Source organism: Synechococcus sp. R6-7, assembly GCF_047461695.1.
Classification (GTDB): Bacteria; Cyanobacteriota; Cyanobacteriia; order Thermostichales; family Thermostichaceae; genus Thermostichus.
In genome coordinates, this window is the sequence record NZ_JANSHS010000323.1 from 1 (window position 1) to 13,497 (window position 13,497).

Consider the following 13,497-nt stretch of genomic DNA (forward strand, 5'->3'; position numbering starts at 1 on the left):
AGAGTTGTGGTCTAAAGCGCTATGCGCCGCTACCGCGAACGAGTTGGGCTATTGGGGCTGGGCACGGTTGGCACGGGTGTTGTGCAAATTCTGCAGCAACCCCGGCATCCTCTCTTGCAGTCGGTTGAGATTGCGGCGGTGGGGGTGCGCTCTTTGGACAAGCCACGGCAAGTGCGGATCCCGCCTGAGCGCCTGACCACCAATCTGGAGCAAATCGTGTCGGATCCGGAAATCGACGTGGTCATCGAGCTGATGGGGGGCTTGGAGCCGGCCCGCACCTTGATCTTAAAAGCCCTTGACCACGGCAAACCGGTGATCACAGCCAACAAAGCGGTGATCGCCCGCCACGGGGAGGAGATCTTTCAGGCGGCAGCCCAAGCCAAAGTCTCGGTGCTCTTGGAAGCGGCAGTCGGGGGCGGGATCCCGATTCTGCAGCCCTTGCAACAGTCCCTGCAGGCCAGCCACATCCAGGCGGTCTGGGGCATTGTGAACGGCACCACCAACTTCATCCTCAGCCAGATGACCCAGGCGGCCAGCTCATTTGAGGAAGCCCTGGCCCTGGCCCAGGCCCACGGCTACGCCGAAGCGGATCCCAGCGCCGATGTGGAAGGGTGGGATGCCGCCGACAAGATCGCCATTTTGGCCAGCCTTGCTTTCGGGGTGTCTGTGAAGCGGGAAGCCATCCCCTGCGAAGGGATCCGCGGCATCAGCCCCACCGACATTCGCTATGCCCGCGAGTGGGGCTACACCTTCAAGCTCTTGGCCATCGCCCAAAGGGCCAACTCTGGCGGGGAGGCAGCGAAGATGGCTTTGGATATCCGGGTTCACCCCACCCTTCTGCCCTCTACCCACCCCTTGGCCAACATCAACGGTGTGGACAATGCCGTCCTGGTGCAGGGGGATCCTTTGGGGCAGGTGGTGCTGTCGGGGCCGGGGGCGGGGCGGGGGCCGACTGCCAGTGCCGTTGTTGGCGATCTGCTGACCCTGATTGCCCACCGGCAAACGGGGGCTGATGCCCCCAATCCGCTGTGGGGATTCTCCTGCTTCCCCGCTGCCGCCTCTTTGATCCCTCTCTCGGAATTGGAGTCGGAGTTTTACGTGCGGGTGTTGGCTCAGGATCAGCCGGGGGTAATGGGGGCGATTGGCACCTGCTTCGGTCGCCACCGGGTTAGCCTGGAGAGCATTACCCAAAAGGAATGTCACCAAGAGCAGGCGGAGATTGTGATTCTCACCCACACCGTCCGCGAGGCCGATTGCCGACAGGCGCTGGCCGAGATCCAACAACTGCCCCAGGTGGCCGGGATCCCCAGCCTATTTCGGGTGCTGCGCTAGCTGCGTAGACCCGCGAGCGGCGCAGAGCACATTTGTTTGACCCTTAGAGGATCGGAAAACCCGTTGGAACCCAAAAGATGAACCCTTCTGTTCGCGTTCGCGATAGCGGTGCGGAGCACTTTGGTAGGACGCAGTCCTTGCAGGCTGAGGTGGTGGTGGTGGGGGCGGGCATCAGCGGCCTAACGTTGGCCTTGCGATTACAACAGGGCTTATCCCCCAAGGATGAATCCACCCAGCCGGTGCTCCTGGCCGAGGCCAGCTCCCGCGTGGGGGGCTGTATCTCCACCCAATCCAAAGACAGCTATCGCTGGGAAGAGGGCCCCAACAGCTTTACCCCCGTCCCCGCCCTGCTTAACCTCATTGCCGAGGTGGGCTTGGCGGAGCACCTGGTGCTGGCCGATGCCAAGCTGCCCCGCTACATCTACTGGGAAAAAGAGCTGCTGCCGGTGCCCCTGAGCCCTTCTGCGGCAATTGGCTCGCGGCTGTTGAGCGTGGGCGGCAAGTTGCGGGCCTTACGTGGGTTGTTGGGGTTTGTCGCGCCACCGCCGGGCAAAGAGGAAACGGTGCGGCAATTCTTCCAGCGGCAACTGGGATCCGAGGTGGTGGAACGGCTGGTCGAACCTTTTACCTCAGGGGTGTATGCCGGGGATCCGGATCAGCTCAGCGCCTTGGCAGCCTTCCCCCGCATTGCCGGCTTGGAAGAACGCTACGGCAGCCTCTTTGCCGGTGCTGTGCAGGCTTTGCGCAGCCGTTATCGCTACGCGACGCTCCCGCGAACCCGTCACCAGGACAGCGGCAACTCCCCTATCCAACCCCCTCCCAAGCGGGGCCAACTGGGTAACCTGCGGCAGGGGTTGCAGCAGCTACCTGAGGCGATTGCCCAGAAACTGGGCAGTGCGCTGCGGCTGGGCTGGCGGGCTGTGCATCTCAAGCGGGATGAGACGGGCTACCGGGTGGGCTTCGTCATACACGACAGCGGTGCAGAGCACACGACCCCAGAAGAAATCCACTGGGTGGCGGCTCAACAGGTGGTGCTCACCCTCCCTGCCTACGCTGCTGCCACCCTCCTGCAGGATCTCAACCCCCAGGCCAGCCGGCTGCTGAGGGAAATCCCCTACCCGCCTGTGGCGGTGGTGGCTTTGGCCTATCCAGAAGAAGCCCTCCCCCAACCGCTGCGAGGGTTTGGCCATCTGATCCCTCGCTCTCAGGGCCTGCGCACCCTGGGCACCATCTGGGCCTCCTCCCTCTTCCCAGAGCGGGCTCCTCAGGGCTATCACTGCCTGATCAGCTTCATCGGGGGAGCTACCGATGCGGCTTTTGCCCGCCAGAAAGGGATCCCGCCCATTACGGCGCTCTCCCCTGACGAGCGGGCCCAAATTGTGCATGCAGAACTCAGCCAGATCCTGCTCACCCGCCCTGTCGAACCCATCCGCCTGGGAGAGCGCCTGTGGCCCCAGGCTATCCCGCAATATACGCTTGGCCACCGGCAGCGGATTGCCCAATTGCAGGCCAGCCTGGCCGACCAAACCCCAGGGGTGTGGGTGTGTGCCAACTACCTGGATGGCGTGGCCTTGGGAGATTGTGTGCGGCGGGCCGAGGCCCTAGCCCAGCAGATCCTGTCCGTCCGGCGTTAGCGGTGCGGTTCCCGTTCGCGTGTAGCAGCATAGAGTGCTGTAGACATAGCAGCATGAGCCATCCCTACACCAGCCTCCTGCTCATCCCCACCGGCATTGGTGCCCGCATCGGTGGTTTTGCCGGGGATGCCCTGCCTGTTGCCCGCACCCTGGCAGCAGCCGCAGAGCGGGTCATTACCCATCCCAACGTGTTAAACGGAGCCAGTTTGTTTTGGCCGATGGGGAACGTGTTGTACGTGGAAGGGTACGGCCTGGATCAGTTCTGTGCGGGGGTGTGGAATTTGCGGCCAGTGCGCCAAAACTGTGTTGGGGTGGTGCTGGATGCCGGGATCCCCCCCGATCTGCAACAACGCCACCTGCAGGTGATGCAGGCTGCTCAGGCCACCTTGGGGCTCAACATTGGCCCCTGGCGCTTGACCCGCCAACCCTTGGGCGTTTCCGTCGGCTTCTCCCCCTCAGGAGCCAGCCAGGGATCCCTGGCCCGGCCCGATGCTCTCTTGGAGACTGCCCAGGAGCTGGTTCGCCTGGGGGCAGAGGCCATTGCCGTGGTGGCCCGCTTTCCGGATGACTTGGACTTCAGCCAGTACGAGCAGGGAAGGGGGGTGGATCCCCTGGCCGGCGTCGAAGCCCTGATCAGCCACCTGGTGGTGCGGGAGTTGCGGATCCCTTGTGCCCATGCCCCCGCTTTCTACCCTGAGACTTTCCCCAAGCCGGTTCACCCCCGCGCTGCCGCAGAAGAGGTGGGGTTTACCTTCTTGCCTTCGGTTTTGGTGGGCCTCAGCTACGCTCCCCAGTTCGTCAAGAGCGGGGATCCCGTCCAACCGGGTGACCTGACAGCAGAGCAGGTGGACAGCGTCATCGCCCCGGCCACTGCCTTTGGGGGGCCTGGCTTGCTGCACCTGGCCAGCCGTTATGGCTCCGCAATGCTGTCGCAACCCCACCACAATGCTCCGCCGCTGACGCGAACGGACGGAGTCCTTGCCCGTCCTCCGCTTTTCATTGCCGTCGAGGAAAACACCACCGTGATGCAGGTGCACCCCCGCCAGTTGGGGATCCCTCATGTGTCGGTAACCTCCTATCTGGAGGCGGTTGGAGTGGTGGTGGCCCACCGAGCAGGAGTGGCCTGGTCGTCGCTACGGCTCTCCTCCTCCACCCCGGAAAAGCTGGGATCCCACACTTGCGCCGTTCGCGGTCGCGGTGCGGAGCACTTGAGCGGGACGGAGTCCCAGTAGGCTACCGGTCGCGTTAGCGGGACGGAGTCCATGAGCAGATGGGAGCCGGCAGGGGATCCGCTGGGTTTAGGCCGGCAAACCACTCGGATAGGGCAGCCGGCAAGCAGAGGCCGGGGTTTCCCTCGATGTGCAGCCGCTCCAGTCGGGGCAGTTCTGCCAAAAAGGTCGGCAGTTCTCCCGTGAATTGGTTACGTGCCAGGCGCAGATCCCGTAACTGATTCAGCTGAGCCAGCTCGGGGGGCAGGGATCCGCTGAGGCGATTGTCCGACAGGTAGAGGTTTTCCAGGTGGCGCAGTTGCCCCAGTTGGGGGGGAATAGGCCCAGAGAGCTGGTTGTGATCCAAAAACAGGCCGCGCAGGTTGCGCAGCTGCCCCAGCTCGGATGGGATGGAGCCGGAGAATTCGTTGTAGTCGAGAAACAGGTTTTCCAACTGGCTGAGTTGCCCCAGCTCGGGCGGCAGGGGGCCGGAAAGTTGGTTGTGGCTGAGGGACAAGGCTCGCAACCGGCGAAATTGGCCTATTTCGGGCGGCAAGGAGCCGCTCAACCCCTGGCGATCCAACACCAGTTGGACAAGACACTGATCCGAATCAAAAAGGGCCACCTCCTCTACCTTCACCTCCGGACGGCCCAGAGCTGCCAAGATCTGCCGCAGCAAGAGGGGATCCCGACAAAGGGGAGCAGACCAGGCCCCCATCCCCCAGCTCAGCCAAACCCAGATTGCCAACAGGCCCACCGCCCACCTCTCGTGCCGAGCCATTCCCCTCTGCTGCTTCATCCCTGCTCTCCAAAGGATCTTTGCCAAGGTAGCATCCTACTCCGTCCCGCCTCCGCCGGGGTTGTTGCTATGGGCAGGGGAACCGCGACGTAGAAGAGTTCTGGCCCGGAACCGGCTAAGGACTCCGTCCCGCTAGCGCGAACAGCTACACTGAAAAGCCGATGACCTCCTCTTCGGCAAACCTCCATGGCCAGGATCAACGACCACTTCCTCAAGCTCAAGACCGGCTATCTCTTTCCCGAGATCGCCCGGCGGGTGCAGGCTTTTGCCACCGCCCATCCCGAAGCTCAAATTATCAAAATGGGCATTGGCGATGTCACCGAGCCGCTGCCGGAAGCCTGTCGAACGGCCATGATCCGGGCGGTGGAGGAAATGGGGGAACGGGCCACCTTTCGCGGCTATGGGCCAGAGCAGGGCTACGAGTGGCTGCGCCAGGCCATTGCCCGGCACGACTTCCAGGCCCGCAACTGCGATATCGACGCTTCCGAGATCTTCGTCTCCGATGGCTCCAAGTGCGATTGCGGCAACATCCTGGATATCCTCGGCCACGACAACACCATCGCCATCACGGATCCTGTCTATCCGGTTTATGTGGACACCAACGTGATGGCGGGCCATACGGGGCCGGCCAACGAACGCGGCGAATACGAGGGCCTGGTCTATCTGCCCATCACTGCCGAAAATCACTTCACCGCCAGCCTGCCCAGCCAAAAGGTGGATGTGATCTACCTCTGCTTCCCCAATAACCCCACAGGCGCAGTGGCCACACGGGAGCATCTGCAAAACTGGGTGGACTATGCCCGTGCCCACGGCTCCCTGATCCTGTTCGATGCCGCCTACGAAGCCTATATCACCGAGCCCGGGATCCCCCACTCCATTTACGAGATTCCAGGGGCGCGGGAATGTGCCATCGAGTTCCGCTCCTTTTCCAAAACCGCTGGGTTTACCGGCACCCGCTGTGCCTTTACGGTGGTGCCCAAGTCTTTGCGGGGGCAAGCTGCCGATGGATCCTGGGTGGATCTGTGGAGCTTGTGGTATCGCCGCCAATCCACCAAGTTCAACGGGGTGTCCTACATTGTGCAACGAGGGGCAGAGGCAGTTTATTCCGAAGCGGGGCAGGCGCAGGTGCGAGGTCTGGTGCAGTTTTACCTGGAAAATGCCCGCATCATTCGCGAGCAATTGGCCGAGGTGGGGATCCAAGTCTATGGCGGCGTGAATGCCCCCTACGTCTGGGTGAAAACACCCGATGGGCTGAGCAGTTGGGAGTTTTTTGACAAGCTGCTGCACACCTGCCATGTGGTGGGTACCCCTGGCTCTGGCTTCGGCAGCGCCGGAGAGGGCTATCTGCGCCTGTCCGCTTTCAACAGCCGCGCCAACGTGGAAGAGGCGATGCGCCGCATCGGCAGCGTGTTTGTGGGGGCTGGAGCCGTTGGTTAATTGAGTCTTGACCCAGAGGGCGAGGATTCTTTCAAGCGCTCCCCGCCGCCAGAGGCGAACAGCTTGGGCCCGACAGGAAAGATGACGAACCAGTCGGCGATACCGCCGCGAACCCTTTTGCCTGCAACGCAGCAACTGGGCCAGCTTCCCCTTCGGCTTTCCGGGTACTGCCGCTTCGACTGCAGCTCCTGACCGTTAGCGATGAAGATATCCATACCCTCATGGGCAGTGGCCAGGTGAACTTTGCCCAAATCCACCCCATTTCCACCAGAACGGGTGTGTTCTGGGGCCAAGGTATCACCCTTTCCCATTGGGCAGATAGAGTTTGCAGCAGCCCAGCAAAAAGCTGCCCTGATCGCGTCAGCAGGTCGTATCTTGGTCGGCCAGTTCTGGCGAAAGCCTTTCACAAAGCAGGCCGTAGGTCTTTTGCCTGGATCCCTAGACCAGCAGCGGGGCTTTGCGCCAAGCCTTGGGCTGCTGGAACCGGTGCAGATCTCGGATCAGCCGCACCCAGCCGTCAGACATGGACTCCACCAAAACTTTGCCTTTCTCCGGCGTGGCGGCGGTGGCATCGCCCAAAACTCCGCTCTGGGTGAGATCGCGAGTTGCCCAAGCGAAAGGGATCCGCCCTTCCATGCTGAGCAGGCTGTTTTCCGGCAGATCGTGGGGATATTCGCAGACCAATCGGTCGGTTCGCACCGTGTCCGGCAAAAGGTGCATCAGCATACTGGTCTCCCCATCGCCGGCGTGAATGCCCAATTCCCGTTCTTTCTCGGTAAACAGCTCTCGTCCTTCGTGGGGAACGCGCCAGACCGACACCGGGAACAGCATGAAATCTTCATACTTCTGGTGCAGATCGCGGGCAACAATCTCCAGGACCTGTGGCTGGCCACCGTGGGAATTGAGGAACACCAGCTTGCGAAACCCAGCTCGGTAGATGCTCTCTGCCACTTCTGTCAGCACCGCCATCAGGGTTTGAGCCGAGAGGGTAATGGTGCCGGGGAAATGCCAATGCTCGTTGGCTTTGCCGTAACATTGGGTGGGCAAAACATAGGCCGGGATCTCAGGCTCCAGCTTCTCCATGGCGCGCCCAATGATCGCCGTGCCGATGCAGGCATCCACCACCAGGGGCAGGTGGGGCCCATGTTGCTCGATTGAGGCAACCGGCTGGATGATCACCACGTTCTCTTTGTCGGGCATGGCCTGGATCTCCGTCCAGGTCAGGTAGGGGAAAAAGCGGTGGGGCGGGACAAAAGTGTGCATCATGGCGGGATCCGTTCAAGTTTGATCAGAAAGCTACCTAGCACCATGCCACAAGATCGGGTTCACGAAATGCCCGCAAAGACGGGATCCCCGGCCAACCCGCCTGCCAAAGAAAAGTAAGGAGGCCATCGATTAGGATCAGTACAGTCCATATCGTCTTCAGTTAACGATTGCATGACCCTGTTGCCTCGTTTGCCCGCCCGATGTGGCTCTGTGGAGAATATCCCTTTCAGAAGCCGCCCTTTGCCTGCCCCGGTGGAGGTGGGCAGCACTCCACCCTCACCCCGTCCCATCCTCGCCCTGCCAGGGTCGCAGGCCACCCTCTATGTGGAGCTGATTCAGGCTTCTCTCCACAATCTTGCGGCGGGATCCCCAGCATTGCTCTGGGTGCGACCTCTCTTGCTCAGGCAGGGATCCCAAGTCTTCAACCTGCGGGCCACCTCGGATTTGCTCTGGCCTGCTGCCGGCTTTGTTCCGGCCTATGCGGAGGAGGTATTGCCCCTTCTGGAACAGGCAAGGGATCCCGCTCCCCACGAGCTCCCTGCCCGACAGCAGTTGCAGGCATTTCTGCGGCAAGTCTGGCGAGGCTAGGCTGCCCCGGAATGGCCAAGGGAGGCGGCCAACCTTTGCAAAGCCGATGCCAACATCGCTAGAGCCGCGTCAATTTCTGCCGGGGTGACGATCAAGGGGGGCACAAAGCGCACCACCTGGGATCCTGCCGGCACCAACAACAGCCCGCAGTCCATGGCTGCCTTGACCACTTCAGCCGCCGGGATGCGCACCACCAAGCCCTGAATCAGGCCCCAGCCCCGCACTTGCTCAACGAGCTGCGGAAACTGCTCCGCCAAGCGGGACAGCCCCTGACGCAGATACACCCCTGTCTGCTGGGCATTCCAAACCAAACTCTCCGACATTAGCGTGCGGCAAACCGCCAGGCCCACCGCACAAGCCAAGGGGTTGCCCCCAAAGGTGCTGGCGTGATCCCCCGGCTGAAACACGGCGCAAAAGTCTTTCGCCAACAAGGCCCCGATGGGGATCCCACCGGCCAGGCCCTTGGCCAAGGTGAACACATCCGGCTCCACCCCCAGGTTACAGTGGCCCCACAACATGCCGGTACGGCCCATGCCCACCTGCACCTCATCCAAAATCAGCAGAATGCCCCGCTCGCTGCAGATCCGGCGCAACCATTGAAAATAGGCGGGATCCCCCGGCACAACCCCCCCTTCCCCCTGCAACGGCTCCAACAGCACGGCACACACCCGCTCGCCCCAGCGCTCCAACACCGCTGCTGTGCCCTCGATGTCGTTGTAGGGAACGTAATCAAAGCCGGGCACCAGAGGGGCAAAGTCTTTTTGGTATTTGGGCTGGCCGGTGGCGGTAATGGTGGCCAGGGTGCGGCCATGGAAGCTGGCATGGGCGGTGAGGATCATCGGATCTTGGATCCCGCGCACCGTGTGGGCATACTTGCGAGCCAGCTTAATGGCTCCCTCATTGGCTTCCGCCCCTGAGTTGCAGAAAAACACCTTGTCGGCACAGGAGTGCTGGGTCAGCCATTGGGCCAGTTGTGCCTGCGGCTGGTTGTAGTAAAGGTTGGAAACATGGTGCAACTGTTGTGCCTGCTCGGTGAGCGCCTGAATCCACAGCGGGTGGGCATGCCCCAGGGTACAGGTGGCAATGCCGGCCACAAAGTCCAGGTACTCGCGCCCCTGCTCATCCCAAACCCGACACCCCTGCCCGCGCACCAAGGTCAGGGGATAGCGCCCATAGGTGGCCATCACATGCTCGGCAAACAGCTCGGCAGTTGTCGGGGATCCCGAGGGGGCACTGGCAAGAGGCGAAGTTAGAGGAGACATGGCCGGTAAAAGATTGCTGTCGTGTTGGCGGCGCGGAGCGCTTTGGGGCTGGCGCAAGCCGTGTTTCGAGTGTACCACCCTGCTTTTGGAGATGATATTCTGGCAGGGCCCAAGATTCAGGGATCCACAGCAAACAGACAGAAGCAAACAGACAGATGTCGCGGCGGGGGGTAACGGTCTGGTTTACGGGATTGAGCGGGGCGGGCAAAACCACCCTGAGCTGCGGCGTGGCCCAGCAGTTGCGCGCTTGGGGGCTGCCGGTGGAGGTGCTCGACGGAGATGTGGTGCGGCAACATCTCACCAAGGGTCTGGGCTTCAGCAAAGTGGATCGGGAGGAGAACATTCGCCGCATCGGCTTTGTGGCGGAGATGCTGACTCGGCACGGGGTGATTGTGCTGGTGTCGGCCATTTCCCCCTATCGGGCAGCACGGCAGGAGGTACGGCAGTATATTGGCAGCTTTATCGAAGTCTTTGTGGATGCCCCCCTGGAGGTGTGCGAACGCCGGGATGTGAAGGGCCTCTATCGAAAGGCGCGGGCAGGCTTAATCCAGCACTTTACCGGTATTGACGATCCCTACGAGCCGCCGGAACAGCCGGAGGTGGTGTGCAAAACCGCCGAGCAAAGCATCTCCGAATGTATTGACCTGGTGATACAAAGCCTAAAAAGCAGAGGTTATGTCTAACAGGCCCCCTGCTCTTACGTTGCCCGTAGAGGGTGGGCTTCCCCCCGGAGTAGCTGCAAAGAACCTAGAATTAAGAAAGGCTTACAAGCAACTCCTATGACTTCGACATCGGCATCGGCCACTCCCATTTCGGCGCAGTGGATCTGGCGGGGGCAGCCGGTTCATTACGTCAAACAGGGTGAACAGGGGCAGCCTCTGCTTCTGGTGCACGGCTTTGGGGCCTCCACCGACCACTGGCGCAAGAACATTCCCGAATTGGCTCAACATTATCAGGTGTATGCCATCGATTTGCTGGGTTTCGGTCGCTCTGCCAAGCCCAACTGGGACTACCGCACCGAAATCTGGCGGGATCAGCTGCGGGACTTTTGCCAACAGGTAATCCGTCGGCCTGTGGTGGGGATCGGCAACTCCCTAGGCGGCTACGTGGTGCTCAGTTTTGCGGCGGAGTGGCCGGAGTGGGTGCGGGGCGTGGTGCTCTTGAATGGGGCAGGTGGGTTTTCCACGCTCAAAGGATCCCCGACCGGATGGCGGCAATGGATAGGCGGATTGGTGGGCTGGGGCCTGCGCCAGCGCCTGGTGTCTTACCTGCTGTTTCAGTATTTGCGGCAGCCGCACGTGATCCGAGCCAAGCTGAAGCAGGTTTACTACGACCCGGCAGCCGTGACCGATCAGCTGGTCGAGGCCATCCATCGCCCCACCCAGGATCCGGGGGCTGCCGATGTGTTTGTGGCCTTGATGCGAGGTGGGCAGAAGGGACGGTATGTAGATGAGCTGCTGTGCAGCTTGGTGCGCCCGCTGTTGTTGATCTGGGGAGAACGGGATCCCTGGATGCGGGCTCGGGAACGCTCTAAGCTGTACCGGGCCCACTACCCTCAAGCAGTGGAATACTTCCTGGAGGCTGGCCACTGCCCCCACGATGAGCGCCCCGAAGAGGTCAATGCCCTGATTCACCGGTGGATCGAGACCGGGATCCCGGCCACCACTTCTCCCCCCATTTCCAAAGCTGCCCCTGTATCGGAAGTCCATCCCTAGGCGGCCCGTCTAGCTTGGGATGTCCAACAATTCCTCCTGGGGATCCCCTTCTAGGCCGATGGTGTACTTAGACCATTCTCGATGGGAACCACTGCCGACGGCTTTGGAGATTTCAAAGTAAAGAGTGCTGTGGGGACGGCGGGGTTGGCGCAGCAGGGGCATACCGGCTTCGCGGGGGGTGCGGTTCCCTTTTTTCACGTTGCAACGCACACAGGCACTGACCACATTTTCCCAAGTATCCCCGCCGCCACGGGAGCGAGGGATCACGTGATCCAGGGTGAGATCTTCGCCGAAGCAGCCGCAGTACTGACAACGATGCCCATCCCGGTAGAGGACGTTGCGGCGCGTGAGCGGGATCTCCTTGTGGGGAACGTGGACATAGTGGCGCAGACGAATGACAGTGGGCAAGGGAATGTTGCCGTACACCACTCGGCCATTGTGCTCAATTTGCTCGGCCTTGCCCTTGAGCAAAAGAACGACCGCCCTGCGCCAACTGGTGATGTTGAGCGGCTCGTAGGAGGCATTCAAAACCAAAACTTTGCCCATAGTGCCGCGCACCGCTGACGGGATCCCTAACCCAAGCCGGGAGGCACTAGCCCCCTGAAGTTATGCAAAATGTTAACACAGCTTCAGATTCGGGCAGTAGGAGCCCTGTGCTCCAGGAGATATTCCCGGCTGCTGCGAGAGCGCTACTCTGGAAAAGACCTGCCGGCAAGGGCGTGTTGATCCTGGGGCATTAGGTGGGGTTTCCCGAAGAGGCTGAATTTTATTGAGGTGATGAAGCCGGAACTGAAATCTTCAACTCAACGGCAGGATCTGCCCCAAAAGAGAAACCCAGGCGAGGGATCCCGCTGGCTGATGGGTCTAGCCATCCTGCTGCTCTGTCTGGGGTCCCCCAACCGCTGGTGGCACTGGTTTCCGGGGGCGCTGCTGGGCCTAGCCCCGCTGTTTGACCTGTGCGAACAACGGCAAGGGTGGGCGCGGTGGCGTTTGGCCTATGGCCTCTGGTTTTGGGTGTGCCTGTACGCCTTCTGGGTGGATCCCTTCTCGGTTGAGGTGTTGAGCGCCTGGGAGATCCTAGGGGGCGTGGTGGTGGCTCCCCTGATCCCCCTCTTTTTCACCACTGCTACGCTCCTCAGTTTGGAGCTGAGCCGCCCCCTGCCGGCTTGGGCACGTCCGCTGGGCTTGGCCACGGTCTGGACAGGCTTGGATGGGCTGTTGGGCTTGCTCTGGTGGCCCATCCCTTTCCACTGGGGATCCCTGTTGTTCGACTGGCCCCTCGGGATCCAGGTGGCCGATGTTACGGGGATCTGGGGGGTTACCTTCTATGCCGTGTTCGTCAATGGGGTTCTTTGGCAGATGGCCAGGCAGATTTCTAGCCGGTGGCAGGCGCCTGGGGGATCCCTGAGAAACGTTTTGGGTGAGATGCTCAGGAACAGGGATTTCTGGGGTACGCTCGCCTGCGGCCTGGGGTTGACGGGGCTGGTCTTGGCCTATGGAAGCGTGCGCCTGGCCGACTTCGATGCCTTGGCCGTCGAAAACAGGGATCCTGACTTTCGGGTGGCGGCGGTGCAGCAGGTGGCTTGGCTGGAAGCCGATCGCAGTTGGAACTACCGCCTGGAGCGCTACCGGGAGCTGCATCAGCTTTCTGCCCAGGGGGTGGCTGCTGGGGCACAGTTGGTGGTTTGGCCGGAGGGGGCGCTGCGGGCACGGCTGCTGAATACTGGCCTGGAACCCTACGTGATCGAGCCGATGCAAGCGATTCTGCCACCGGAAGGCGCTTTGATTACGGGGGCAACAGAGCCGGATCCCCGCACAGCCCATTTGCCGGAGCCAGAGCAGCGATTTTTTAACACGGCCCTGTTGTTTGACGCCCGGGGCAACTTACTGGATGGGTTTGGCAAGCAGTGGATCTTTCCCTATTTCGAGTCGGGGCGCTACGTGCCTTCACCCGATGGCTATCGGCCTCTGGACGGAGGGGAGCTTTTCGGGCCTTTGGGGGTGATGATCTGCTTGGAGAGCGTCTTGCCTGCGCCCAGCCGAACTTTAACCCGTCGCGGCGCCGAGTCTTTGATCGTGATTTCGGATGATAGCTGGTTTGGTAATAGCCACTGGCCGATGTTGCATGGCCAGCTCTCGGTTTTCCGGGCTGTGGAAAATCGGCGGGGCGTGGTGTTTGTCAATAACACAGGCGGCAATCTGGTGGTGGATCCCTCAGGTCGGCTCCAGCAGGTTGGCCCCATCTTTCAGCGGGGG

At 61.6% G+C, this 13,497-nt stretch carries 13 protein-coding genes; 8 read left to right on the top strand and 5 right to left on the bottom strand.

What is annotated here, in order from left to right:
* The first annotated feature begins 21 nt into the window (after positions 1-21).
* The 3 genes from NW815_RS09880 (at position 22) to NW815_RS09890 (ending at position 4,198) form a co-directional block, all read left to right on the top strand.
* On the top strand, positions 22-1,332 hold the full coding sequence (locus tag NW815_RS09880) for a homoserine dehydrogenase (protein ID WP_011433040.1): 1,311 nt from the start codon (positions 22-24) through the stop codon (positions 1,330-1,332).
* A 77-nt stretch (positions 1,333-1,409) separates the two neighbouring features.
* The gene (gene hemG, locus NW815_RS09885) at positions 1,410-2,966 is read left to right on the top strand and encodes a protoporphyrinogen oxidase (protein ID WP_414388421.1); all 1,557 of its coding nucleotides are present in this window, start codon (positions 1,410-1,412) and stop codon (positions 2,964-2,966) included.
* Between the two features lie 53 nt (positions 2,967-3,019).
* Entirely contained in the window at positions 3,020-4,198 is a 1,179-nt protein-coding gene (locus NW815_RS09890; RefSeq protein ID WP_414388420.1) for a DUF3326 domain-containing protein, read from the top strand.
* A 13-nt stretch (positions 4,199-4,211) separates the two neighbouring features.
* On the opposite strand, the gene NW815_RS09895 is transcribed toward NW815_RS09890, so the two are convergent.
* Positions 4,212-4,973, bottom strand: coding sequence for a hypothetical protein (locus NW815_RS09895; RefSeq protein ID WP_414415958.1), 762 nt, complete (start codon positions 4,971-4,973; stop codon positions 4,212-4,214).
* Positions 4,974-5,159: 186 nt separating this feature from the next.
* Here NW815_RS09895 and NW815_RS09900 point away from each other — a divergent pair, with 186 nt between their 5' ends.
* Complete coding sequence (locus NW815_RS09900) at positions 5,160-6,410, top strand: LL-diaminopimelate aminotransferase (RefSeq protein ID WP_414390288.1); 1,251 nt, start codon at positions 5,160-5,162, stop codon at positions 6,408-6,410.
* Here NW815_RS09900 and NW815_RS09905 read toward each other — a convergent pair.
* Together NW815_RS09905 and NW815_RS09910 are read right to left on the bottom strand one after the other, a co-directional pair.
* A complete protein-coding gene (locus tag NW815_RS09905) occupies positions 6,407-6,721 on the bottom strand; it encodes a hypothetical protein (protein ID WP_414342116.1) in 315 nt (104 codons plus the stop codon). The genes NW815_RS09900 and NW815_RS09905 overlap by 4 nt on opposite strands.
* Before the next feature lie 127 nt (positions 6,722-6,848).
* On the bottom strand, positions 6,849-7,673 hold the full coding sequence (locus NW815_RS09910) for a creatininase family protein (protein ID WP_011433035.1): 825 nt from the start codon (positions 7,671-7,673) through the stop codon (positions 6,849-6,851).
* Between the two features lie 174 nt (positions 7,674-7,847).
* Here NW815_RS09910 and NW815_RS09915 point away from each other — a divergent pair, with 174 nt between their 5' ends.
* Positions 7,848-8,264, top strand: coding sequence for a hypothetical protein (locus NW815_RS09915; protein ID WP_414415959.1), 417 nt, complete (start codon positions 7,848-7,850; stop codon positions 8,262-8,264).
* On the opposite strand, the gene NW815_RS09920 is transcribed toward NW815_RS09915, so the two are convergent.
* Positions 8,261-9,526 carry an aspartate aminotransferase family protein gene (locus NW815_RS09920; RefSeq protein ID WP_011433033.1) on the bottom strand — a complete coding sequence of 422 codons (1,266 nt, stop codon included), beginning with the start codon at positions 9,524-9,526 and terminating at the stop codon, positions 8,261-8,263. The genes NW815_RS09915 and NW815_RS09920 overlap by 4 nt on opposite strands.
* A gap of 155 nt (positions 9,527-9,681) precedes the next feature.
* Here NW815_RS09920 and cysC point away from each other — a divergent pair, with 155 nt between their 5' ends.
* The gene (gene cysC, locus NW815_RS09925) at positions 9,682-10,209 is read left to right on the top strand and encodes an adenylyl-sulfate kinase (protein WP_414390606.1); all 528 of its coding nucleotides are present in this window, start codon (positions 9,682-9,684) and stop codon (positions 10,207-10,209) included.
* 96 nt (positions 10,210-10,305) lie between these two features.
* Positions 10,306-11,241 carry an alpha/beta fold hydrolase gene (locus tag NW815_RS09930; protein WP_414390607.1) on the top strand — a complete coding sequence of 312 codons (936 nt, stop codon included), beginning with the start codon at positions 10,306-10,308 and terminating at the stop codon, positions 11,239-11,241.
* 9 nt (positions 11,242-11,250) lie between these two features.
* Here NW815_RS09930 and NW815_RS09935 read toward each other — a convergent pair whose 3' ends face one another.
* Positions 11,251-11,787, bottom strand: coding sequence for an HNH endonuclease (locus NW815_RS09935; protein ID WP_414349708.1), 537 nt, complete (start codon positions 11,785-11,787; stop codon positions 11,251-11,253).
* 231 nt (positions 11,788-12,018) lie between these two features.
* Here NW815_RS09935 and NW815_RS09940 point away from each other — a divergent pair.
* A partial coding sequence (locus tag NW815_RS09940; RefSeq protein WP_414415960.1) for a nitrilase-related carbon-nitrogen hydrolase occupies positions 12,019-13,497 on the top strand: 1,479 nt, incomplete at its 3' end.